This is a genomic window from Sphingomonas sp. LC-1, assembly GCF_025371035.1.
Taxonomy (GTDB): Bacteria; Pseudomonadota; Alphaproteobacteria; order Sphingomonadales; family Sphingomonadaceae; genus Sphingomonas; species Sphingomonas sanguinis_E.
The window spans coordinates 19,364-42,319 of record NZ_JANZXB010000014.1 but is presented as its reverse complement, the minus strand read 5'-3'; the positions used below and the strand labels follow the sequence as shown (position 1 = coordinate 42,319).

Annotated in this window: 25 protein-coding genes; 12 read left to right on the top strand and 13 right to left on the bottom strand. The window is 66.8% G+C overall.

Annotation, left to right across the window (positions count from 1 at the left end; translation table 11 throughout):
* Window positions 1-140 precede the first annotated feature (140 nt).
* Together NZL82_RS17155 and NZL82_RS17150 are read left to right on the top strand one after the other, a co-directional pair.
* Window positions 141-602, top strand: coding sequence for a GreA/GreB family elongation factor (locus NZL82_RS17155; protein WP_261270969.1), 462 nt, complete (start codon window positions 141-143; stop codon window positions 600-602).
* Between the two features lie 86 nt (window positions 603-688).
* A complete protein-coding gene (locus NZL82_RS17150) occupies window positions 689-1,876 on the top strand; it encodes an NAD(P)/FAD-dependent oxidoreductase (RefSeq protein ID WP_261270968.1) in 1,188 nt (395 codons plus the stop codon).
* Between the two features lie 4 nt (window positions 1,877-1,880).
* Here NZL82_RS17150 and NZL82_RS17145 read toward each other — a convergent pair whose 3' ends face one another.
* Entirely contained in the window at window positions 1,881-3,275 is a 1,395-nt protein-coding gene (locus tag NZL82_RS17145; RefSeq protein WP_261270967.1) for an SPOR domain-containing protein, read from the bottom strand.
* Between the two features lie 173 nt (window positions 3,276-3,448).
* Here NZL82_RS17145 and NZL82_RS17140 point away from each other — a divergent pair, with 173 nt between their 5' ends.
* A complete protein-coding gene (locus NZL82_RS17140; RefSeq protein WP_261270966.1) occupies window positions 3,449-4,564 on the top strand; it encodes an SPOR domain-containing protein in 1,116 nt (371 codons plus the stop codon).
* A 79-nt stretch (window positions 4,565-4,643) separates the two neighbouring features.
* Here NZL82_RS17140 and serB read toward each other — a convergent pair whose 3' ends face one another.
* Window positions 4,644-5,528 (bottom strand): phosphoserine phosphatase SerB, encoded by an 885-nt coding sequence (gene serB / locus NZL82_RS17135; RefSeq protein ID WP_261270965.1) that lies wholly within the window; start codon window positions 5,526-5,528, stop codon window positions 4,644-4,646.
* Between serB and miaA the strand changes: the two genes are divergently transcribed.
* From miaA to NZL82_RS17100, 7 genes are all read left to right on the top strand, one after another.
* A complete protein-coding gene (miaA, locus tag NZL82_RS17130; RefSeq protein ID WP_261270964.1) occupies window positions 5,527-6,459 on the top strand; it encodes a tRNA (adenosine(37)-N6)-dimethylallyltransferase MiaA in 933 nt (310 codons plus the stop codon). The genes serB and miaA overlap by 2 nt on opposite strands.
* Window positions 6,460-6,544: 85 nt before the next feature.
* Window positions 6,545-8,290 (top strand): acetolactate synthase 3 large subunit, encoded by a 1,746-nt coding sequence (locus NZL82_RS17125; protein WP_261270963.1) that lies wholly within the window; start codon window positions 6,545-6,547, stop codon window positions 8,288-8,290.
* A 72-nt stretch (window positions 8,291-8,362) separates the two neighbouring features.
* Window positions 8,363-8,878: an acetolactate synthase small subunit gene (ilvN, locus tag NZL82_RS17120; protein WP_261270962.1), complete on the top strand. Its 516-nt coding sequence runs from the start codon at window positions 8,363-8,365 to the stop codon at window positions 8,876-8,878.
* 126 nt (window positions 8,879-9,004) lie between these two features.
* Window positions 9,005-10,024, top strand: coding sequence for a ketol-acid reductoisomerase (gene ilvC, locus NZL82_RS17115; protein WP_261270961.1), 1,020 nt, complete (start codon window positions 9,005-9,007; stop codon window positions 10,022-10,024).
* 213 nt (window positions 10,025-10,237) lie between these two features.
* Window positions 10,238-10,852 (top strand): YceI family protein, encoded by a 615-nt coding sequence (locus NZL82_RS17110; protein ID WP_261270960.1) that lies wholly within the window; start codon window positions 10,238-10,240, stop codon window positions 10,850-10,852.
* A gap of 300 nt (window positions 10,853-11,152) precedes the next feature.
* Window positions 11,153-12,811: a 2-isopropylmalate synthase gene (gene leuA / locus NZL82_RS17105; protein ID WP_261270959.1), complete on the top strand. Its 1,659-nt coding sequence runs from the start codon at window positions 11,153-11,155 to the stop codon at window positions 12,809-12,811.
* Window positions 12,812-12,948: 137 nt separating this feature from the next.
* Complete coding sequence (locus NZL82_RS17100; protein ID WP_261270958.1) at window positions 12,949-13,782, top strand: hypothetical protein; 834 nt, start codon at window positions 12,949-12,951, stop codon at window positions 13,780-13,782.
* Window positions 13,783-13,848: 66 nt separating this feature from the next.
* Here the strand turns inward: NZL82_RS17100 and NZL82_RS17095 are convergent, their stop codons facing one another.
* The 9 genes from NZL82_RS17095 to NZL82_RS17055 all read right to left on the bottom strand — a co-directional run bounded on the left by NZL82_RS17095 (window position 13,849) and on the right by NZL82_RS17055 (window position 20,932).
* On the bottom strand, window positions 13,849-15,300 hold the full coding sequence (locus NZL82_RS17095; protein ID WP_261270957.1) for an OprO/OprP family phosphate-selective porin: 1,452 nt from the start codon (window positions 15,298-15,300) through the stop codon (window positions 13,849-13,851).
* A gap of 102 nt (window positions 15,301-15,402) precedes the next feature.
* Window positions 15,403-15,756: a dihydroneopterin aldolase gene (locus NZL82_RS17090; RefSeq protein ID WP_261270956.1), complete on the bottom strand. Its 354-nt coding sequence runs from the start codon at window positions 15,754-15,756 to the stop codon at window positions 15,403-15,405.
* Window positions 15,753-16,499, bottom strand: a complete 747-nt coding sequence (locus NZL82_RS17085; protein WP_261270955.1) for an SDR family oxidoreductase — start codon at window positions 16,497-16,499, stop codon at window positions 15,753-15,755. Before NZL82_RS17085 ends, NZL82_RS17090 begins: the two co-directional genes overlap by 4 nt.
* Complete coding sequence (gene folE, locus NZL82_RS17080; RefSeq protein WP_261270954.1) at window positions 16,496-17,122, bottom strand: GTP cyclohydrolase I FolE; 627 nt, start codon at window positions 17,120-17,122, stop codon at window positions 16,496-16,498. Before folE ends, NZL82_RS17085 begins: the two co-directional genes overlap by 4 nt.
* Window positions 17,123-17,322: 200 nt before the next feature.
* Complete coding sequence (fghA, locus tag NZL82_RS17075; RefSeq protein ID WP_261270953.1) at window positions 17,323-18,165, bottom strand: S-formylglutathione hydrolase; 843 nt, start codon at window positions 18,163-18,165, stop codon at window positions 17,323-17,325.
* The gene (gene purU, locus NZL82_RS17070) at window positions 18,162-19,025 is read right to left on the bottom strand and encodes a formyltetrahydrofolate deformylase (protein ID WP_261270952.1); all 864 of its coding nucleotides are present in this window, start codon (window positions 19,023-19,025) and stop codon (window positions 18,162-18,164) included. Before purU ends, fghA begins: the two co-directional genes overlap by 4 nt.
* Window positions 19,022-19,411 carry a VOC family protein gene (locus tag NZL82_RS17065; RefSeq protein WP_261270951.1) on the bottom strand — a complete coding sequence of 130 codons (390 nt, stop codon included), beginning with the start codon at window positions 19,409-19,411 and terminating at the stop codon, window positions 19,022-19,024. Before NZL82_RS17065 ends, purU begins: the two co-directional genes overlap by 4 nt.
* A 22-nt stretch (window positions 19,412-19,433) precedes the next feature.
* A complete protein-coding gene (locus tag NZL82_RS17060; protein ID WP_261270950.1) occupies window positions 19,434-19,820 on the bottom strand; it encodes a VOC family protein in 387 nt (128 codons plus the stop codon).
* Window positions 19,820-20,932 carry an S-(hydroxymethyl)glutathione dehydrogenase/class III alcohol dehydrogenase gene (locus NZL82_RS17055; RefSeq protein ID WP_261270949.1) on the bottom strand — a complete coding sequence of 371 codons (1,113 nt, stop codon included), beginning with the start codon at window positions 20,930-20,932 and terminating at the stop codon, window positions 19,820-19,822. The genes NZL82_RS17060 and NZL82_RS17055 overlap by 1 nt, the downstream gene beginning before the upstream one ends.
* 107 nt (window positions 20,933-21,039) lie before the next feature.
* Here NZL82_RS17055 and NZL82_RS17050 point away from each other — a divergent pair, with 107 nt between their 5' ends.
* Both NZL82_RS17050 and NZL82_RS17045 read left to right on the top strand, forming a co-directional pair.
* The gene (locus NZL82_RS17050) at window positions 21,040-21,243 is read left to right on the top strand and encodes a DUF2945 domain-containing protein (protein WP_261270948.1); all 204 of its coding nucleotides are present in this window, start codon (window positions 21,040-21,042) and stop codon (window positions 21,241-21,243) included.
* A gap of 56 nt (window positions 21,244-21,299) precedes the next feature.
* Window positions 21,300-21,560: an SWIB/MDM2 domain-containing protein gene (locus NZL82_RS17045; RefSeq protein WP_261270947.1), complete on the top strand. Its 261-nt coding sequence runs from the start codon at window positions 21,300-21,302 to the stop codon at window positions 21,558-21,560.
* Between the two features lie 54 nt (window positions 21,561-21,614).
* Here NZL82_RS17045 and NZL82_RS17040 read toward each other — a convergent pair whose 3' ends face one another.
* Window positions 21,615-22,031: a hypothetical protein gene (locus NZL82_RS17040; RefSeq protein WP_261270946.1), complete on the bottom strand. Its 417-nt coding sequence runs from the start codon at window positions 22,029-22,031 to the stop codon at window positions 21,615-21,617.
* Window positions 22,032-22,179: 148 nt separating this feature from the next.
* Window positions 22,180-22,956: an exodeoxyribonuclease III gene (gene xth, locus NZL82_RS17035; RefSeq protein WP_261270945.1), complete on the bottom strand. Its 777-nt coding sequence runs from the start codon at window positions 22,954-22,956 to the stop codon at window positions 22,180-22,182.

Here is a 22,956-nt window from a genome sequence, read left to right as displayed (position 1 = left end):
GGCACGGGTGAATGTTTGCGTTCCGTGAAAGCGGGACCCTATACACCCATTGACGGAAAACTCAACCGGCCATCGCGCGCTTGCGGTAAAGCGATGGGGCCGCCATGGAGCCGCGCCATGCCCTGCTGCGTTGATCCCCGATGAGTGTCGCCTTTCGCCGCGAATCCGATGAAGAGCATCTCGAACCCAAGTTCGAATTGCCGATCCCGCCCGGCCCCAATCTGGTCACGCCGCGCGGATTGGAACTGACCCGCGCAAAAGTCGCCGAGGTCGAGGCCGCCGTCGTGGCGGCGGCGACGGAGGAGGAGCGCACCCGTCTCCAACGCGAATTGCGATACTGGAACACCCGCGCCGCCACCGCCGAACTCGCCCCCGCGCCTGCCGAAGATGAGGTGGGGATAGGGAGCACAGTGACGATCCGTCTCAACGGCCAGACGAGATCGCTGACCATTGTCGGCCATGACGAGGCCGATCCGGCGCAGGACCGCATCGCCTATGCCGCGCCGCTGGCCCGCGCGCTGATGGGGGCGATGGCGGGGGAGACGGTGGCATTCGGGGGCAAGGCGGACGCGGTGGAAATCCTGGACGTGGCGACCTCCTGAACCCCTGCTATCCCGGCCTGCCCGCAGGAGGGCAGCCCGGACCATCGGCCCTATCCCCCTTCGCCAAATCGCCCTAAAGCCCGATCATGCAACATTATGACGTGATCATCCTGGGCGCGGGCGCGGCGGGCCTGATGGCGGCGGCGACCGCCGGGCAACGGGGGCGACGGGTGTTGGTGCTCGATCATGCCGACGCGCCGGGCAAGAAGATCCTGATCTCGGGCGGCGGTCGGTGCAACTTCACCAATATCGGCACCGCGCCCGATCGCTTCCTGTCGGCCAATCCGCATTTCGCCAAGTCGGCACTTGGTCGCTACACCCCGGCCGACTTCCTCGCGCTGGTCGAGGCGCATGGTATCGCCTGGCATGAAAAGACCCTGGGCCAACTCTTCTGCGACGGATCGGCGCGGCAGATCGTCGCGATGCTGCTCGACGAATGCGACAAGGCGGTTCGCAACGGCGGTCTGGTCGACATCGCGCTCGGAAAGAGCGTTGAGGCGGTCGCGCATGACGGCTCCGTCTTTCGTGTCGCCCATGGCGGACAGGTGGGCGAGGCCCCAAGGCTGATCGTCGCGACGGGCGGCCCCAGCATCCCGAAAATGGGCGCGACCGGCTATGCCTATGACCTCGCCCGGCAATTCGGGCTGAAGGTCATCGAGCCGCGCCCCGCCCTCGTTCCCCTGACCCTGGGCGGCGAAGAGACGCTGTTCCGCTCGCTGTCGGGCGTCGCATCGGAGGTCGTCGCACGGACCGGCAAGACCCGGTTTCGCGAGGCGGCGCTGTTCACCCATCGCGGGCTGTCAGGTCCCGCGATCCTGCAGATTTCCTCCTATTGGCGTCACGGCGAAGCGATCGGGATCGACTTCCTGCCCGATTGCGCGGCGGACTGGTTGATCGCGACGAAGCGCGCGACGCCGCGCGCATCGCTGCGTCGCGCCTTGGGGCAACATCTGCCCGACCGGCTTGCGGAAACGCTGGCCGAGCGGCTGGCGCTACCGCCCGAACTGGGCGCGGCGACCGACAAGGCGCTGGTGGCGGCGCAGGCCCGGCTGGCGGACTGGCCTTTCCATCCCAATGGCAGCGAAGGCTATGCCAAGGCCGAGGTGACGGTCGGCGGCGTCTCCACGGCCGGGCTGTCGTCGCGCACCATGGAGGCCAAGGCGGTGCCCGGCCTTCACTTCGTCGGCGAGGCGGTGGACGTGACCGGCTGGCTGGGCGGCTATAATTTCCAATGGGCCTGGGCCAGCGGACGCACCGCCGGCGAGGCGGTTTGACCGGTCAGAGCGCGGCCAGCCCCATGCCCGGCCGCGCCCAATGCGCCATGCGATCATCCGCCTGCCGCCGCACGAAGCACGATCCGCCCGCATCACGATAGCGGTGGCACAAGGCATCAGCCTCCGCCCGTACCAGGCCGCCGACCGACAGGCGATAGAGATGCCCTCCTTCGCCCTGCACCGTCCCGGACTGGGGGACATAGTTCGACAGGCCGGTGAAACGGCGGGTGATCTCCGCCCAGGCCTTTTGCGCGGCATCCTCTTTGCCGAATGCACCGATCTGGACATTCCAATCGCCCTTGGGACGAGCCAACTCGCGACGCTGCTCCGCGCGTCGCAGCAGCGCGGGCGTGGTGACGAGGCCGGGGGCCATTTGCGCGACCCGCACCGCCTGGGCAGCGTATTCCTCCGCCCCTGCGTCGCGACGGGACGGCACCGTGCCGGAGCCCGATGCAGGAGCCGGCCGCGCGAGAACCATCGGCAAGGGCTGAACGACTTCCTGCCGGGCCGCGAACAGGATGTGCGCCGCCGGATCGGAGGCGGCGGGCCGATCGGGCTGCCGGGTGACTTCCGTCGGGACGGCGGCTGCAACCGGCTGCGGCAGGGCCTGAACCATGTCCTGCACCATGGCAGCGGAAGGCGCGGCGTTCAGCGCCAACAGCAGCGGCTGGCCGCCATCGGCGGCGCGCTGAATCCCTAATAGTGATGCGACCTGATCCGCCGGACTGGTGGCGGCGGCGAAACCCGCCCATTCCTGCATCCGCGTCTCGACTTCGGCCGGTGCCATATCGGCGGACGCCGCCATGCGGGCCATGTCCCACTGGCCCGACAGCGCCAGTGACAGCGCCAGATTCTGGCGGGTCTTGACCGTCGCCCCCTGCTCGCGCGCGGCGGCGGTCAGGATGCGCACGCCATCCGCCGGTGCCCCGGCCAGCGCCATGGCCAGCCCCAGATCGGCCGCCGGGATGTGCGCGGCATGATCCGCCAGCAAGGCCCGCGCCCCCGCGCCATTGCCACCCGCGATCATCGCCAGCGCCAGGTTCAGCGCCGACCTGCCATCAGCGGGGTCGAGTTGCAGCGCATCGGTAAAGGCCTGCCGCGCCGAGGCGAAGCGCCCCGCCCGAAGATAGCTTTGCCCCAGCAGCGCGCGATAGGCGGCCTGATGCGGATCGGCGGCCACCAGTCGCTCGGCCAGCGCCACCGCACCGATGCCGTCATGCTGCGCCAGCACGCGCCGGGTCCGGTCCGCCAGCGCAGCGGTCGCGCGCGGACCGCCCGTTCCCTCGGTCAGACGCGCGGTGCGGGGTCCGCTGGCCGTACATCCCACCAGGCCGCCGCCGACGATCAGCGCGCCGACGCTGCAGGTGATGAGGGTGCGGATCGTCGTCATGATGGTCATCCGATAATGGCAGGCAGGAGGAAGCCGAGCGCGCATGACCCCCATCTCCCCAAATTGGGCAGATGCTATCCGTTAACCGTCTAAGGAAATGTTAAATGGTCGCGACCGCTTTACCCACGACCGGGGCCGGGGCATGGATGACAGACAGCATATTCGGGGAAGGACGAAGGATGATGCGCAGATTGCCGATCATCGGCGCAGGCTTGGTCGCCATCGCCACCTGCCTCACCGCCAGCCCCGCCCTTGCCGATGTAAAGGCCGGGGTCGATGCCTGGGCGCGCGGCGATTATCGCAAGGCCGTGGACGAATGGCGCGGCCCCGCCGTGGCGGGCGAGGCCGATGCGCAGTTCAATCTGGCGCAGGCGTATAAGCTGGGTCGCGGCGTCCCGCTCGACCCGGCGCTGGCCGAAAGTTGGTTCCGCAAGGCAGCGACGCAGGGCCATATCCCGGCGGCCGACAATTATGGGCTCGCGCTGTTTCAGGCGGGCAAACGGGCAGAGGCCTTGCCCTGGCTGGAAAAGTCGGTGGCGCGGGGCGAACCGCGTGCCGAACTCGTATTGGGCACGATGTTGTTCAACGGCGACGGCGTCCCACGCGACTATCCGCGCGCCTATGCGCTGATGACGATGGCATCGCAGGCGGGTTTGCAGGCCGCGTCGGAAACGCTTGCCCAGATGGACCAGTATATCACCCCCGCCGACCGGCAGCAGGGGACCGCGCTCGTCCAGCAATATGGCGCCAGGCTGGCCGCGCCCCCCGCCCCGCCCGCTGGCAGTGCGACACGGGTCATGGTCGGTGGCGAGCCCCCGCGTTCGACCGGCACCGCCATGGCCGCCACGGCATCGGTCACCCCCCGCCCGGCGATCCAGCCGGTCCCCGTCGCCCCCTCCCGCCCCGCCGCGTCGGGGGCCAGCTATCCCGCGCCCGGTACGTCCGTGAAGACCGCGACCGAAGATCGCGGCCCGGACAGGCTGGAGGCGATCGAACCGACCCCCACCCCACGCGCCCCGCGCGCCGCGCCCCCGCGTGTCGTCGCCAAGGCTCCGGCCAAGGCCGCGCCTGTCCGCACGACCGGGGGCGCATGGCGTATCCAACTCGGCGCGTTCCGGGACCGGGAGAATGCCAATGCCCTGTGGCAACGTGTCCGTACCCGCTTAGGCGGGGCGCAACCCTTCTACGTCACGGCGGGCGGGGTCACGCGGTTGCAGGCGGGCGGCTATGCCAATCGTGGCGAGGCACAGGCGGCGTGCAGCCGTTCGGGCCAGCCCTGCGTCGTGGTCGTTCCGTAAACCAGGGCCGACCGCCATCCGATCCTCCCCATCGCAGGGGAGGAACACGGGCGCACCCTGATCGTCCGCCGGACGCGGATCAGGCGGCAACCCACTCGGCGCTGGGGATGCCCTGCGCATAGAGAAGCGCGGTCAGGTCACCATAATCGACCCGCGCCGCCGCCGCGCCCGCGACGATCGGCTTGGCGCGATAGGCGATGCCCAGCCCGGCCCGACGGATCATCGCCAGGTCGTTGGCGCCATCGCCCACCGCCATGCTGGCCGATGCATCCAGCCCCAGTTCGGCCAGCGCCTCGACCAGCGTCTTTTCTTTGGTGTCCGACCCGACGATCGGCTTGCGCACCGTGCCGGTCAGCTTGCCGTGCGCGATCTCCAGATAATTGGCGATGGCGCGGTCGAAACCGATCTCGGCGGCGACCGGCTCGGCGAAACGGGTAAAGCCGCCCGACACCAGGATGGCATGGCCGCCGCGTGCCTTCATCGTGCGGATCAGCGTCCGGGCCCCGGCCATCAGCGTCACCCGCTCGGCCAGGCAGCGTTCGATGACCGCCTCGTCCAGGCCCTCCAGCAGCGCGACCCGCGCGTCGAGCGCGGCAGCGAAGTCCAGCTCGCCGCGCATCGCGCGTTCGGTGACCTCGGCGACCTGCTCCTTGATCCCGGCATAATCGGCGAGTTCGTCGATGCACTCGACGGTGATCATGGTCGAGTCCATGTCGGCGACCAGCAGGCGCTTCTCGCGATTGGCGGCAGGCTGAACGACCACATCGGTCGCATCGAACCGCCCCTCCAGCGCCTCGCGCGCCGCCAGCGGATCGCCGGTGAAGTCGAGATCCGCGGCCACGCCCGCATCGATCCAGCGGGTGGCGGAGACGGTGCAACCCGCCGCTTCCAGTTTCTCCCGCGCGGTCGACAAATCCTGATCGGCCAGTTGGCCCTTGGCTGCTATCAGCGTGGCGATGAACATGGCGAACTCCTCTGACCGACCCAGGGTCGCGCTCATCGCAGGGCCGACCGCCAGCGGCAAGTCCGCATTGGCGCTCGATCTGGCGAAGGCGACCGACGGTACGATCATCAATGCCGATTCGGCGCAGGTGTACCGCGACCTCTCTGTCCTGACTGCCCGCCCCTCCCCCGAAGAGATGGCGCAGGCGCCGCACCGGCTGTTCGGCCATGTCGACGGCGCGGACACCGGCTATTCGGCGGCACGCTGGGCGGCGGAGGCGCGTGGGGCGATCGAAGATTGCGTGGCGGCGGGTTCGCTGCCGATCCTGGTCGGCGGCACCGGCCTTTATATGCGCACGCTGCTCGACGGCATCGCGCCGGTGCCCGAGATCGATCCCGCCATCCGCGCCGAGGTCCGGGCGCTGCCCGTCGCCGACGCCCATGCCGCCCTGTCCCGCGAGGACCCGACCGCCGCCGCCCGGCTCAATGCGGCAGACACCACCCGCGTCGCCCGCGCGCTGGAGGTGGTGCGCGCGACCGGGCGTCCGCTGCACGCATGGCAGGCGCATAAGGAAGGCGGGATCGGCGATCGCATCGCGCTGTCCGCCGTCATCCTGCTGCCCGACCGCGACTGGCTGAACGCCCGCATCGACCGACGCTTCGGGGAAATGCTGGACGAGGGGCTGGACGAGGCCGCCGCGCTGCTCGCCCGTCCCGACCTGCCCGCCGACGCCCCGATCCGGCGCGCGATCGGCGTGCCGGAGGCCGCCGCGCTCCTCGAAGGCCGCATGACCCGTGCCGAGGCGGAGGCGGCCGGCGCGCTGGCGACAAGGCGTTATGCCAAAAGGCAATTTACCTGGTTCCGCCACCAGCCCGGGCCCGACTGGACCGTGATTCCGGACCCGGACACCGATGTGCGTCGCAACATAATAGAAACTTTATTGCGCCGTTGACGGTTGACGCGCACTTTTTAAACTTGTAGCCGCGCCTTTCCCGACAAGCCCCGTCAGTGGGCACGGACGCAGAAGGACGAAGACGATGACCGAGAAAAGCGGAGCCGATATCCTGGTCGAGGCGCTGTGCGATCTCGGCGTGGAGGTCGTCTTCGGCTATCCGGGTGGTGCGGTGCTGCCGATCTATGACGCCATGTTCCGATCGAAGCGCATCCGCCACATTCTGGTCCGCCACGAACAGGCGGCGACTCACGCGGCGGAGGGCTATGCCCGCTCGACCGGCAAGCCCGGCGTGGTGCTCGTCACCTCCGGCCCCGGCGCGACCAATGCGGTCACCGGCATCACCGACGCGCTGCTCGATTCGATCCCGATGGTGGTCATCACCGGCCAGGTGCCGACCGCGCTGATCGGCACCGACGCGTTCCAGGAAGCCGACACCGTCGGCATCACGCGCCACTGCTCCAAGCACAATTATCTGGTGAAGGACCCCGCGCGTCTGGGCGAGGTGGTGCATGAGGCATTCCACATCGCGACCTCGGGCCGCCCCGGCCCGGTCGTGATCGACATCCCCAAGGACGTGCAGGTCGCCACCGCCCGCTATCAGAAGCCGGGTCCGATCCGTCACAAGACCTATCGCCCGCAGGTGAAGGCCGACCAAGCCCAAGTCGAGCAGCTGGTCGACATGCTGGCGGCGGCCGAGCGTCCGATCCTCTATACCGGCGGCGGCATCATCAATTCGGGTCCGGCCGCGTCGCAGTTGCTGCGCGAACTGGCCCGCATCACCGGCGCGCCCGTCACCTCGACCCTGATGGGTCTGGGGGCCTTCCCGGCGAGCGACCCGCAATGGCTGGGCATGCTGGGCATGCACGGCACCTATGAAGCCAATATGGCGATGAACCAGGCCGATCTGGTGGTCGCGCTGGGCAGCCGGTTCGACGACCGCGTGACGGGTCGTCTCGACGCGTTCAGCCCGAACAGCCGCAAGGTCCATGTCGATATCGACCGGTCGAGTGTGAACAAGAATGTCCGCGTCGACCTGGCCATCATCGCCGATGTCGGCCATGCGCTGGAGGATGCGGTGCGCATCTGGAAGTCGCGCCAGCATCCCAAGCCCGACACCACCGAATGGCAGCGCCGCATCGCGGGCTGGCGTGCGGTCGGGTGCCTCTCCTTCCCGGAGAATGGCGACGCGATCATGCCGCAGCGGGCGATCCGTGCGCTGTACGAAGCGACCCAGGCCCGCCAGCCGATCATCACCACCGAGGTCGGCCAGCACCAGATGTGGGCCGCGCAGCATTTCGGCTTCGAAAAGCCCAATAAGTGGCTCACCTCGGGCGGTCTGGGCACCATGGGTTACGGCCTGCCCGCCGCGATCGGGGCGCAGCTCGGTAATCCGGGTGCGCTCGTCATCGACATCGCCGGCGAAGCCTCGATCCAGATGAACATTCAGGAACTGGCGACGGCGACGCAATATCGCCTGCCGGTCAAGATCTTCATCCTGAACAACGAATATATGGGCATGGTCCGCCAGTGGCAGGAGCTGACCTATGAGAGCCGCTATGCCGAAAGCTATTCGGACTCGCTGCCCGACTTCGTGAAGCTGGGCGAGGCCTATGGCTGGAAGGGCATCCTCATCGAGCATCGCGACCAGCTAGAGGACGGCATCGCCGCGATGCTGGACCATGACGGGCCGGTGGTCGTCGACTGCCGCGTCGCCAAGCTCGCCAACTGCTTCCCGATGATCCCGAGCGGCGCGGCCCATACCGACATGATCCTGCAGGCCAATGAGGTATCGGGCACCATGGACGACGAGGCCAAGGCGCTCGTCTGATCCGGCATTCGCCGATAGCCTGAACAGCATGATAGGGAAGACCCCGGCCTTGGCCGGGGTGACAGGGTGGAAATGCACATCAAGACCGAGAAGGTGGAACGCCACACGCTGGCGGTGATCGTCGACAACGAACCGGGCATCCTGGCGCGGATCGCGGGTCTGTTCACCGCGCGCGGCTATAATATCGAAAGCCTGACCGTGTCGGAGATCACCGCCGACAAGGCGGTCAGCCGCATCACCATCGTCACCAGCGCCTCGCCGCCGGTGATGGAGCAGATCCTGGCACAGCTCGACCGGCTGGTCCCCGTCCACAAGGTCACCGACCTGACCGTGCAGGGCGACCATGTCGAGCGCGAATTGGCGCTGGTGAAGGTGGCGGGCACCGGCGAACGCCGGATCGAAGCGCTGCGCCTCGCCGAAGTTTACCGCGCCCGCGTGGTCGATGCGACCATCTCCAGCTTCGTATTCGAGGTGACCGGCACGATCAGCAAGATCGACAAGTTCGTCGAGCTGATGGGCGAAGTCGGCCTGGTCGAGGTCGCCCGCACCGGCATCGCCGCCATTTCGCGGGGCAAGGACGCGGCCTAAAATATCATCACAACCACTATCGTCACCCCAGCGAAGGCTGGGGTCTCCTGGCCGGGCGCTGGCCCTGACCGCAAGAGATGCCAGCCTGCGCTGGCATGACGGACCTCATCGAAAGGGAAGAAACCAATGCGTGTGTATTACGATCGCGACGCCGATCTGAACCTGATCTCCGAAAAGAACATCGCCATTCTGGGCTACGGCTCGCAGGGCCATGCCCATGCGCAGAACCTGCGCGATTCGGGCGTCAAGAATGTCGCGATCGCGCTGCGCCCTGGTTCGGCCTCGGCCGCCAAGGCGGAAGCTGCGGGCTTCAAGGTCCTGTCGAACCAGGAAGCGGCGGCCTGGGCCGACATCCTGATGATCCTGGCCCCCGACGAGCATCAGGCCGCGATCTATGACGCCGATATCAAGGGCAAGATGAAGCCCGGCGCCGCGCTCGCCTTCGCGCACGGCCTGAACGTGCATTTCGGCCTGATCGAGCCGCCCGCGGACATCGACGTCATCATGATCGCGCCCAAGGGCCCCGGCCACACGGTGCGCAGCGAATATGTGCGCGGCGGCGGCGTGCCCTGCCTGATCGCGATCCATCAGGACGCCAGCGGCAACGCGCATGACGTCGCGCTCGCTTACGCCTCGGGCGTCGGTGGCGGTCGCTCGGGCATCATCGAAACCAACTTCCGCGAAGAGTGCGAAACCGATCTGTTCGGCGAGCAGGCCGTGCTGTGCGGCGGCGCGACCGCGCTGGTCCAGGCGGGCTTCGAGACGCTGGTCGAGGCGGGCTATGCCCCCGAAATGGCCTATTTCGAGTGCCTGCACGAGCTGAAGCTGATCGTCGACCTGATGTATGAGGGCGGCATCGCCAACATGCGCTACTCGATCTCGAACACCGCCGAGTACGGCGACATCAAGACCGGCCCGCGCATCATCACCGAAGAGACCAAGAAGGAAATGAAGCGCGTCCTGGCCGACATCCAGTCGGGCCGCTTCGTTAAGGACTTCGTCCTCGACAACCGCGCCGGCCAGCCCGAACTGAAGGCCAGCCGCATCGCCGCCAAGCGCCACCAGATCGAACAGGTCGGCAGCGAACTGCGCGCGATGATGCCGTGGATCGGCGCGAACAAGCTGGTGGACAAGGAAAAGAACTAAGTCGTCCCGCATGGTGGAGGGGTGTCCCGCTCTCGAGAGGGCGACACCCCTCCGTCAGGCCTTCGGCCTGACACCTCCCCTTGCAGGGGAGGAAATGAAGGCGTCAGAGCCTCTCGGATCTGACCCCAACGGAAACGCATCGTTGCGACCTTGGCCTTTGACGTGCGTTATGCGCACCGGCCACACAGTCACGGTCCAACAGGGAGTTTACCCATGCGTTTCGTCCTTCCCGCCGCCCTGGCGCTCGCCTTCGCTGCCCCCGCCATTGCCCAGACCGCGCCGACGGGTACGCCGGGCGCGCCGGTTGCCTCGCGCGTCGTCGCGGGCACCTATGCGGTCGATCCTGCCCATACCCAGGTCACCTGGTCGCTGAACCATATGGGCTTCTCGATGCTGGAGGGGCAGTTCGGCGCGTCCGAAGGCACGCTGACCCTCGACCCGGCCCGTCCGCAGGCCGCCAAGGTCGATGTCACCTTCAAGATCGATGATCTGTCGGTCACCGCCGCCCCGTTCGCCAATCACCTGAAGTCGAAGGATTTCTTCGACGCCGCAACCTATCCGACCGCGCGCTTCGTCTCGACGGGCGTTAAGGTGATGGGCAACAAGGCAGTCATCACCGGCAACCTGACCATCAAGGACCAGACCAAGCCGGTCACGCTGAACGCGACCTTCTTCGGTGCTGGGACGAACCCGATGTCGAAGAAGCTGAACATCGGCTTCCGCGCGACCGGCAAGATCAAGCGTTCGGACTTCGGCGTTGGCGCCTATGTGCCGGTCGTCGGCGACACGGTCGACCTGACGATCAACGCCGCCTTCACCGCGCAGTAATTCACCCGTTCACACCCGAAAGGCGAGGTCGCATTCCCCGGCGGCCTCGCCTTTTTCATGTCCGATGATGATCGGCGTCAGGCGGCCGTCATCATTCTCGATATGGACAAGTGCGCGGCGACACGGCATGACCCCGCCATCATGATCGCCGTGCTGCCGCTTCGTTCGCTTCGACTTATCCGCCCTTAGGGGAGGATCGGCGTGGCCATGCGCGACTTCCCTAAGGGCTGAATGAACCGATAAGCCTGTCCCCGCCGTGCCTCTGGCCAGACGCGGCCGAGAATGCTGGAAGACCCGATCATGTTGCGCGATCCTTCGACCAAATACCGCCCCTTCCCCGCAATCGCCCTGCCCGACCGGCAATGGCCGAACCGCACGATCACCCAGGCGCCGCGCTGGCTGTCGACCGATCTGCGCGACGGCAACCAGGCGCTGATCGACCCGATGGACGCCGAGAAGAAGACGCGGATGTTCGACCTGCTGGTCAAGGTCGGGCTGAAGGAGATCGAGGTCGGCTTCCCCAGCGCGGGCGCGACCGAGTTCGACTTCATCTCCGGCCTGATCAAGAACGACCGCATCCCCGAGGATGTGACGATCCAAGTGCTGACCCAGTCGCGCCGCGACCTGATCGAGCGCAGCTTCGAAAGCCTGGATGGCGCGCGCACCGCGATCGTCCATCTCTACAACGCGGTCAGCCCGGCGTGGCGCAAGATCGTGTTCGGCATGACCCGCGACGAGGTCCGCCAGATCGCCGTCGAGGGCGCCAAGATCCTGCGCGACGAGGCGGCCAAGCGTCCAAACACCGACTGGTTCTTCGAATACAGCCCCGAAACCTTCTCGACCGCCGAGCTGGATTTCTCGGTCGAGGTCTGCGCCGCCGTCATGGACGTGCTGAAGCCCACGCCCGACCATCCGCTGATCCTGAACCTGCCCGCCACCGTCGAGTGTGCGACGCCCAATGTCTATGCCGACCAGATCGAATGGTTCGGGCGCAACATCCCCAACCGCGATTCGGTAGTCATCTCGCTCCACACCCATAACGACCGCGGTACCGGCGTCGCCGCCGCCGAGCTGGGCGTGATGGCGGGGGCCGACCGGGTCGAGGGCTGTCTGCTGGGCAATGGCGAGCGGACCGGCAATTGCGACCTCGTGACCGTCGCGCTCAACATGTACACCCAAGGGGTCGATCCGGGCCTGAACCTGTCCGACATCGACGAGGTGGTGAACACGGTGCAGTACTGCACCAACCTGCCCGTCCATCCACGCACACCCTATGCGGGCGACCTGGTCTTCACCGCCTTTTCGGGCAGCCATCAGGACGCGATCAAGAAGGGCTTCGCGGCGCAATCGGCGCGCAACGACGATCTGTGGGAAGTCCCCTACCTCCCCATCGACCCCGCCGATCTCGGCCGCAGCTACGAAGCGGTCATCCGCGTCAATTCGCAATCGGGCAAGGGCGGTGTCGCCTGGGTGATCGAGCAGGACAAGGGCCTGAAGCTGCCCAAGCGGCTCCAGGCCGATTTCAGCCGCCATGTCCAGGCGATGGCCGATGCGACCAGCCGCGAACTCAACGCCGCCGACATTTGGGGCGGGTTTGAGGCGACCTATCTGCCGCGCGAAGGCGACCGCTTCGTCCTGCGCGATTATGAGGAAAGCGGCTCCACGGGCCAGCGGACCTTTATCGGTCGCGTCCAGGTGGATGGCGAGGAAAAGTCGATTTCGGGGCGCGGCAACGGCCTGATCTCCAGCGTGATCGCGGCACTGGCCGACACGACCGGGCCGAACCTGGAAGTGATCGACTATAACGAACATGCCATCGGCCATGGTGCCGATGCGCAGGCCGCAGCCTATGTCGAGGCGCGAACCGCCGATGGCCGGATCGTGTTCGGTGTCGGCCTCGACACCGACATCGCCACCGCCAGCGTCCGGGCGGTCCTGTCCGCCGCCAACCGGGCCTGATCCGGTGTTCCACGCCCAACTCGACTAAGACGGCGACCGGTGGACGCGATCGGCCTGTCGCCTCTCCCTCCCCTGCATGGGGAGGTAGCAGGCCGAAGGATTGACGGAGGGGTATCCCGGCTGGTGATGAGGCGATCATGAGCGGCGATTCCCCTCCACCATCCATCGGATCGCCGCCCTCCCCCGCCGCCAGAGACAAATGGGCGTTCATTCCCGAACGCTATCGCGAGACGCTGCGGGAGCGGGGGGCATCGATCACGCTGACTGTGCTGGCGCATCTGCTGCTCGCATGGCTGCTCTTCCATATCGCGCCCAAGCTGATCGACCCGGAAACACCCTCGTCGCTCAGCACCTTTTCGGTGTCGCCTTCCGATCAGGATGCCGGTGCGCCGGTGCCGAAGACGCGGACCGTCACCCGCAAGCCAGCGGCGGCGGGGGGATCCAAGGCCCCCGCCCCGCCCAAACAGCCCGACACCCCCACGCCGCCCGCAGAGAAACAGGCCGACACCTCCGCGCCGACGCCGTGGCAATGGGGGGACAAGTCGCTGTTCGCGGCGGGTGACATCGGCGCCCTGCCCAAGGGCGAGGGCAAGGGTGTCGGGTCGAGCAAGGGCGACGATCGCGGCGAGGACAGCGCCTCGGCCTATGGTCCCGGCGAAGGGCCGGGCGGCAAGCGGCTCTACAATGCCGAATGGTTCCCCCGCCGTCCGACCAATGCCGAACTCAACGGCTATCTGCGCAGCCCGCCACCACCGGGCGGCTGGGCGCTGATCGCGTGCCAGACCGTCCCGGACTATCGGGTCGAGAATTGCCGGATGCTGGACGAATCCCCCGTCGGATCGGGGCTGGCGCGAGCGATGCGCGAGGCCGCCTGGCAATTCCGCGTTCGCGCGCCCCGCATCAACGGCAAGGAGATGGTCGGCGAATGGGTGCGCATCCGCATCGACTTCACCACCAAGGGCGGTGACTGAGGCCGTTCACGCTCTACCCCAGCAAAAGTAGCTATCCGGCGACGGATGGTGATCGTGCCGTGCGCCTCAGTAGGTGAACTGCAACTGCGTGCGGATCAGGTCGCCCGTCGCACGGCCGGTCCGCCGGGCATCCGCCTCTCGCCGTTCCATCCGGGCATAGGCCAGCGTCAGCTCCAGCGCATCGATCAACTGGATTTCGGTGCCGAGTTCCCATTCATCGGTTTCCATGCGGGGCGCATCGACATTGGCCTTCCAACCGCCGCGATAGCGTTGCCAGCGCGCATAGGGGATCATCCGGCCAAGCGGGGTCCGCCCCATATCCGCCATCAGCTGGACATAGCCGCCGCCCGCCCGGCTGGACCGGATCGTCCGCAGATCCCCGTCATATTGGGGGGCCCAGCCGGTCGTCCATTCGGTCTGGATGCCGAAGGGCTGCGGATAGAGGATGGCGTGGAACGCCACCCGGTCGTCGCGATAGTCGATCGGGCTGACGCCGCCGCTGCGAATCTCCGGGCGGAAGCGGTTGAACATCGCCGAGCCCCCCAGTTCCAGCACCTGTCCCTGGAACAGCGAACCCAGCCCATCGAGCGCAAAGGGCCAGGTCGCCATCGCGACCTTCATCAAACTGCCGTTGCGCTCGGTCCGGTTGGTCCCCTGCCCGTTGTACAGCGCCACGCCGAACGCGCCGTAATTGCCGAACAGCTTCTGCTTGTTCTTGGTCAACCGGTCCCAGATCGCCTGGACGGCATCGGGGGTATAATAGGCATTGACGCCGACGTCGCGCTCGCCCGGCACTCCGCTGTTGATCGCGTCCGATCGGTCGAGCGGCACCCGGTTGGATGAGGATTGAAGATTCTCCCAACCGAACGGCACCTTGGACTGGCCGAAGCGCAACCGCAGACGGCGTTCGGGATCCAGGAACCAGTCGACATAGACGTCGCGCAGCTGCCCGAAATTCTCGCGCCGCTCGGTGCTCGACTGGTTGTTCACCGCCGCACCAAAGTCATGCTGGAAATAGAGTTGCAGCCGGTCGGTAATGTCGCCCTGAAGCACCAACCGCACGCGACGAAGCAGGAAGCCGCCATCGTCGTTGATCGACGTGTCGTGGACCGAGCGAAGCCGCGAGCCCGTGGCGGACAGTGGCTCGTCGTCGTCCAGCACCGCATTATAACGAAGCTGCGTATAGCCGCGCAGCCGCATCCGCTCATACCACGGGGCGCGGGCCGATGGCGGCTTGGCGACCGCGACGACGCGTGGGCTCGGGCTGGGAGTCGCGGGGGTGGATGCCGCCAGTTGCGGCGCGGGTGTGGGTGCGGGCGCGGCGGCGGTCGGCGGCGGCGCCGCTGCCGTCGCCCCTTTCTGCGCGTCGGTCAGCGCCTTGATCTGCGCCTTCAGTTCATCGATCTGACGCTGTAGTTCCTGCACCGTCTGCGCTGCCGCAGGAACCGGGCAGGTTGCCAGCAGCATGGCAGCGACAACCCGGTAGCGCGCCGGGAGAGGTTTTGCCTTGATCGCCATGCTCGTTCCGCCCTGTTTCCGGCGGCGGCTTAGGCCTGCTCCAGCCCCGTTCGCAACAGATTGATGACAGTCCGGTGATATTTTCGTGACAACGACGCGCCGTCACCGCGTCCGTTCGATCTCGCACCCCACCTGCGCATCGGGATAGATGCCCGTCTTCATCGATCGCACCCGGACCGCGACCACGCGAGGATCGGCCAGGCAGAGCGCCGCGACCGCTTCGCACAAGCTTTCCTGCAAGGCGAAACCGGGGCCCTGCGCCATTGCCACGATGCCCTGGCGCAGGAAATCATAGTCGAGCACCTCCTCGATCCGGTCGGCGCTGGGCGGGGCGGGATAGGCGACGGTCATCGCGACCGACAGGGTGACCGGCTGCGGCTCGATCTCGTGCGGGTGGATGCCCAGGCGCATCGCGACGCGGAGTTCGTCGAGCAGGATGGTGTAGGTCGCGCTCATCCCCGCCCCTCGAACATCACATCGCCGTCGCGGCGGCAGAAGCGCTGTCCGCAATCGACATGGAGGACCTGTCCTCTGATTCCACGCGCGGTCAACAGGAAGGACACGGCCTCCGCCACCGCCGCCGCACCGATCGGGCGGCCAAGCAGGTTCTTGACCGAGGCCGTGGCGAATTCCGCATCCGACTGGTCGCCGCTTTGCAGGGTCAGGCCGGGCGCGATCGCATTGACCGCGATACGCGGCCCCAGCGCCTGGGCCAGCATCATGTTCGCCCCCGCGAGCGCAAACTTGGCACAGCTATAGGCGAAGAAATCGGGGTTGGGATTGGCGAGCTTTTGGTCGAGGAGATCGACCACCGCCCCGTCTGTCACCTCGTCCTGCCGAGCCAATGCCGAGGTCAGCAGCGCAGGCGCGGCGGCATTGATCGCGTGGAGCCTTGCCATCAGTGCCGCATCCACCTGTGGCGGACGGTCGAAGACAAAGGCCGATGCACTGTTGACCAGCCCATCGATCGGCCCGCCCGCCGCGTCGCGCGCACGGGCGAAGAGCGCGTCAATGCCATCAAGATCGGCGAGGTCCCCCTGCACCGTCGGCGCATCCAGTTCCTCGGCAAGCGCTTCCGCCTCGTCCTGCGAACCGTGATAATGGAGCACCGCCCTGTGCCCGTCCGCCGCCAGCCGGCGCGCGATCACCGCGCCCAGCCGCTTGGCCGCTCCGGTCACCAGAACGGTGCGGATCGTCATCCGCCCAGGCCCATCAACGACAGCACTTCCTTGCGGCTACGGTCGTCGTCGCGGAACACGCCCATCATCCGGCTGGTCACCATCGCCACACCGGGCGTGCGCACCCCACGCGCGGTCATGCAGGCATGGGTCGCCTCAATCACCACCGCGACACCCAGCGGCTTCAGGTTTTGCCAGATACAATCGGCGACTTCCGCCGTCAGCCGCTCCTGCACCTGCAAGCGCCGTGCGAAGCCGTGCAGGACGCGGGCGAGCTTGGAAATGCCGACGACATGATTGCGCGGCAGATAGGCGATATGCGCGCGGCCGATGATCGGGGCCATGTGATGCTCGCAATGCGACTGGAAGGGGATGTCCTTCAGCAGCACGATCTCGTCATAGCCGCCGACCTCCTCGAACACGCGCGACAGGTGGACGGCCGGATCGTCGCCATAGCCTGCGCAATATTCGCGCCACGCCCGCGCGACCCGCTTGGGGGTATCGACCAGCCCCTCGCGCGTGGGATCGTCGCCCGCCCAGGCGATTAGCGTGCGGATGGCGTCGGCGACTTGGGGCGGCACGGCGATCTTGCCGTCCTCGCCGATCAGGTCGCCATCCTCCGGGTCGCCATGGGCGCAGCTCATATCACGTCCTTCATACCAAAGCCGGTGCGATAGCGCATCGATTGCGGCGGTGCAAAATTGCCTGTTGATCCCCACGCCCGTTCAGCCTGAGCGAAGCCGAAGGCCAAGGGTATCCGCCCAGGGTTCAGGCGTTACAGCCTGGCCTTCGACTATGCTCGGGCTGAAGGGAGGGAGGGATGCTTGGCTCAGCGGGCAGGAATTTAGCCGCGCAGTCGCTCCGCCGCCCAGGCGACATGGTCGGCCATGAAGGTCGAGATGAAGTTATAGCTGTGATCGTATCCCGGCTGCATCCGCAGCGTCAGGGCGATCCCGGCCTTCTCGCACGCTTCGGCCAGCAATTCGGGGCGAAGCTGCTCGGTCAGGAACTGGTCCGCATCGCCTTGATCGACCAGCAGGTCGGGCAGCCGCGCACCGTCCTCGATCAACGCGACCGCGTCAGCCTGTCGCCATGCCGCACGATCGGGGCCCAGATAACCGCCGAGCGCCTTCTCGCCCCATGGCACCTGGCCCGGCGCAGCGATCGGCGCGAAGGCCGACACGCTGCGGAACCGATCCGGATTGCGCAGGCCGATGGTCAGCGCGCCGTGGCCGCCCATCGAATGGCCGGTAATGGCTTGCGCCTCCATGTCGGCAACCGGGAAATGCGCGGCGATCAGCGCGGGCAGTTCCTGTTCGATATAGCTCCGCATCTTGAAGTGCTTTGCCCAGGGCTCCTGCGTCGCGTCGACATAGAACCCCGCGCCCTGCCCCATGTCATAGGCGTCGTCATTCGCCACGCCTTCGCCGCGCGGCGAGGTGTCGGGCGCGATGAAGATCACCCGGTGCTCGGCGCATGGCCCCCGGAACTCGCCCTTGTCGGTGACATTGGCATGGGTGCAGGTCAGGCCCGACAGATACCAAAGGACGGGAAGTTTCTCCCCTTCCTCATGCGCGGGTACGAAGACCGAGAAGGTCATCCGCGTCCCCGTTACCGCGCTGTCATGGGCATAGACGCCCTGAATGCCGCCATGGGCTTTGGAGGTCGAAATCGTCTCGATCGTCATCGGAACACCACCGTCCGGTTGTCATTGAGGAAAACGCGCCGCTCGCCCACCCAGGCCACCGCGCGGGCCAGCACCTGCGCCTCGATATCGCGGCCGATGCGGATCAGGTCGTCGACGCTGGCACGGTGATCGACGCGTTCGACCGCCTGTTCGATGATCGGCCCTTCGTCGAGGTCCGCGGTCACGAAATGCGCGGTCGCGCCGATCAGCTTCACGCCGCGCGCATGCGCCCGGTGATAGGGCTGCGCACCCTTGAAGCCGGGCAGGAAGCTGTGATGGATATTGATGCACCGCCCCGGCAGCGCCGCGACCAGCCGCTCGCCCAGCACCTGCATATAGCGGGCGAGGACGAGGTAATCGGCCCGGCTTTCGTCCATCAGGGCGAGCATCGCCGCCTCCTGCTCTGCGCGATTGGCGTCGCTGACGGGCAGGTGATGCCAGGGCAGGCCATGCCACTCGACCAGCGGGCGAAGGCTGTCATGGTTGGACACCACGCCGGCGATCTCGACCGGCAGCGTGTTGGTCCGCCAGCGATGGAGCAGGTCGTTCAGGCAGTGCGAGCCCTTCGACACCGCGATCAGCATCCGGGGGCGTTCGCTGGCGGGCGCGACATGCCAGTCGAAGCCGAACCGCGCCGCCGGTTCGTTCAGCGCGTCCCTCACCCCCTCGACCGAGGCGGGAAAACGCGCCCCCTGGCCGGTGAAGACGATGCGCAGGAAGAAGCGCCCCGTCTCCAAATCGGCATATTGCTGGCTGTCGAGGATGAACCCGTCAATCCCCGCCAGCGTGCCCGACACGGCGGCGACGATGCCGACCCGGTCCTGGCACGCCAGGGTCAGGATATAGTCAGCCTCGCTCATGCGGTGGGCAGGCGGCAGCCGAGACAGAGCTTGTTGCCGTCCGGATCGCGCAAATAGCCGAGATAGGCCTTGCCCAGCCCGGTGTCCCGCTCGCCGAGCGGCCCCTCGATCGCGGTGCCGCCATGGGCGATCCCGGCGGCATGTGCCGCATCGACCTGCGCCGGATCGACCGCGCCCAGCCCGATCGTGCCGCCATTGGCGTGGGTGGCGGGCTGGCCATCGATCGGCCGGGTCACGATGAACACCGCACCATGGTGCAGATACAGGACACGCTCGACCTTCGGGTCCTGCATGCCGGGCTTGCCGCCCAGCGCGGCGAACAGCCCGTCATAAAAAGCCTTGGACCGCGCGATGTCGTTCGATCCGACCATGATATGGGTGTACATGTCCATTCCCCCCTTGGAACCGTCAGGCGGCGGGCACCAGATAGCGCGCGCACAGCTTGTTGCCGGTCGGATCGCGCAAATACGCCAGATAGATCTTGCCGACCGGCGGATAGCGATAGCCGGGCGGGTCCTCGATCGCGGTGCCGCCATGCGCCAGCCCGGCGGCATGCCAAGCGTCCGCCTGCTCGATCGACGTCGCCGCGAAGCCCAGCGTCCCGCCATTGGCATGGGTCGCAGGCTCGCCGTTCAGCGGCCGGGTGAGCAGGAAGCGCGAGCCTTCATGGCTATAGACCAGCCGCCCCCAGGGATCGATCACCCCCTCGGGCGCGCCGAGCACGCCCAGGATCGCGTCGTAGAAGCGCTTGGCCTCCGCGATATCGTTCGCGCCCAGCACGACATGGCTGAACATCAGAAGATCACCACGCTGCGGATGCTTTCGCCCTTGTGCATCAGGTCGAAGCCCTTGTTGATCTCCTCCAGCGTCAGCCGGTGGGTGATCATCGGATCGATCTCGATCTTGCCGTTCATATACCAGTCGACGATCTTGGGCGTGTCGGTCCGCCCGCGCGCGCCGCCGAATGCGGTGCCGCGCCAGTTGCGGCCCGTGACCAGCTGGAACGGCCGCGTGCTGATCTCCTTGCCCGCCTCGGCCACGCCGATGATGATCGAGGTGCCCCAGCCGCGATGGCACGCCTCCAGCGCGGTGCGCATCACCTCGGTATTGCCGGTCGCGTCGAAGCTATAGTCCGCGCCGCCATCGGTCAGCTCGAGGATCTTCGCGATCGTCTCCTCGCGCGACAGGCCCTTGGAATTGAGGAAGTGGGTCATGCCGAAGCGGCGGCCCCATTCCTCACGGTCGGGGTTGAGGTCGACGCCGATGATCCGGCCCGCACCCGCCAGCTTGGCGCCCTGGATGACGTTCAGGCCGATGCCGCCCAGGCCGAAGACGACGATATTCTCGCCCGGCTGGACCTTGGCGGTGTTGACCACCGCGCCCACGCCCGTCGTCACGCCGCACCCGATATAGCAGCTGGTGTCGAACGGCGCGTCCTCGCGGATCTTGGCGGCCGCGATTTCGGGCAGGACGGTGAAGTTCGAGAAGGTCGAGCAGCCCATATAATGGAAGATCGGCTGGCCCTTGTAGCTGAACCGGGTCGTGCCGTCGGGCATCAGGCCCTTGCCTTGCGTCGCGCGGATCGCGGTGCACAGGTTGGTCTTGCCCGACAGGCACGACTTACACTGGCGGCATTCGGGCGTGTAGAGCGGGATGACATGGTCGCCGGGCACGACGCTGGTCACGCCCGCACCCACCTCACGCACGATGCCGCAGCCTTCATGGCCGAGCACGCTGGGGAAGATGCCTTCGCTGTCCAGGCCGTCCAGCGTATAGGCGTCGGTATGGCAGATGCCGGTCGCCATGATCTCGACCAGGACCTCTCCGGCCTTGGGTCCTTCCAGATCGAGTTCGACGATTTCGAGCGGCTTCTTCGCTTCGAAGGCGACGGCGGCGCGGGTCTTCATGAATTCCTGTCTCCTTGGATGGCGTCCTGATGCCGTGTCATGGGCTCGCGTGCAACCAACGAAAGCCCCGGTGGATTGATACGCATCAGCCCGATGGGAGAGCAGAGATGACCGAATTTAAAAAGGACGATCGCGTCACTTGGAACAGCCATGGCGGCACCGCCGAGGGCAAGGTCCTGAAAAAGCAGACCAGCGACACGCAGATCAAGGGCCACACCGTCCGCGCTTCCAAGGATGAGCCGCAATACATAGTAGAGAGTGACAATGGCGGAAAGGCGGCGCACAAGGCGGACGCGCTCAAAAAGGCGTGATTCACGCGCGGCCCGCCCGACGGCTGGGCCGCAGAAGGATTAAGGGAAGGAAACACATGGCCACCGCAACCACGGGCACCGGCATCCACGCGCCGGTTCAGCCGTCCGAGGAACTCGGCGCGATCGTCGGCAACGACAAGCTGCCGCGCAGCCAGGTCATCAGCAAGGTGTGGGATTACATCAAGTCCAACAACCTGCAGAACCCGGAGAACAAGCGCGAGATCCTGGCCGACGACAAGCTGAAGAAGGTGTTCGGCAAGGACAAGTGCACCATGTTCGAGATGAACAAGTTCATCTCGGCGCATCTGAAGAAGTAAGCCTTAGCAGACGCCTCGGTCGTTCGCACCGGGGCGCCTTTGCCCGCCGCGCCGTTATCGCAGGTCCAGAACCAGCGGCTTGCGCGCGGCGGGCGTAGCGGCCGGAGCCGGCATTTTCGCCCGGCCGCGCGTCGCGGACGGCGTCGCCGTCGCCGAGGGTGCCGGAGCCGGCGCATCCACAGCGCTCACCCGCCCCGCCTCGATCTGGTTGAGCCGCTGCTCGACCAGTTGCGCATCCAGCAGCTTGCGATCGCCCTGCATTGCTGCGACCTGCGCCTCCAATGTCGCGACGCGCTGTTCCAGCATCTTGACCCGCACCTGATCCTCGGTCTGCTCGACCATTTCCCTCGCCTGTTTTTCCTGGCGTGCCCGATCCTGCGCGTCGGCATCGGCGAGACGCGCGTCGGGGCTGCGTTGTCCGCAGCCGGTGAGGGTTAGGGTGACAAGGATCAGGGCGGCAGCACAGCGCATCGGCGTTCTCGGATTTGGGAAATTCCTTCCCTGCAAGGGAAGGGGAACTACCGCGAAGCGGTGGTGGAGGGATGTAACCGCCTGCGATGGATCACGCCACCGGCCGTGGCACCCCTCCGGCCTGCCACCTCCCCTTGCAAGGGAAGAACTATTGGTCCCGCAATCTCACCCAGGTCGGGGCATGGTCGCTGGCCTTTTCCCGGCCGCGATAGCTTTTGTCGACACCGGCATCGACCAGCCTGTCGGCGGCCTGCGGACTGAGCAGCAGATGGTCGATCCGGAACCCGGCATCGCGCTGCCACGATCCGGCCTGATAGTCCCAGAAGGTCCACACACCGCCCTTGGGCGCGCGCGTTCGCAACGAGTCCGTCCATCCTTGCGCCAGCAAGCGGCGATAGGCGGCCCGGCTTTCCGGCTGCATCAGCGCATCGCTGGCCATGGCGGGGACCGAGAAAGTATCGTCGTCATTGGGAATGACATTATAGTCGCCCGCGAGCACGGCGGGCACTTCCTCCGCCAGCAATTCGCGTGCGCGCGTGGCCAGCCGCTCCATCCAGCGCAGCTTGTAATCGAATTTCGGCCCCGGCTGCGGGTTGCCGTTGGGCAGATAGAGCGAGGCGACGACCAGCCCGTTCACCTCGCATTCGAGGTAACGGCTATGCTCGTCCTCATCCTCGCCCGCCAGACCGCGCTGCCGCTCCACCGGCTGGGTGCCGCGCGCCAGAACGGCGACGCCGTTCCAGCTCTTCTGCCCGTGCCAGACAGCGCCATAGCCTGCCGCCTCGATCTCGGCGGCGGGAAAGGTCTCGTCGCTGGCCTTCAACTCCTGAAGACAGACGATATCGGCGTCCGCCTCTGCCAGATATTCCAGCAAGCGAGGCAGACGGGCCTTGATCCCGTTGACGTTATAGGTGGTGATCTTCAC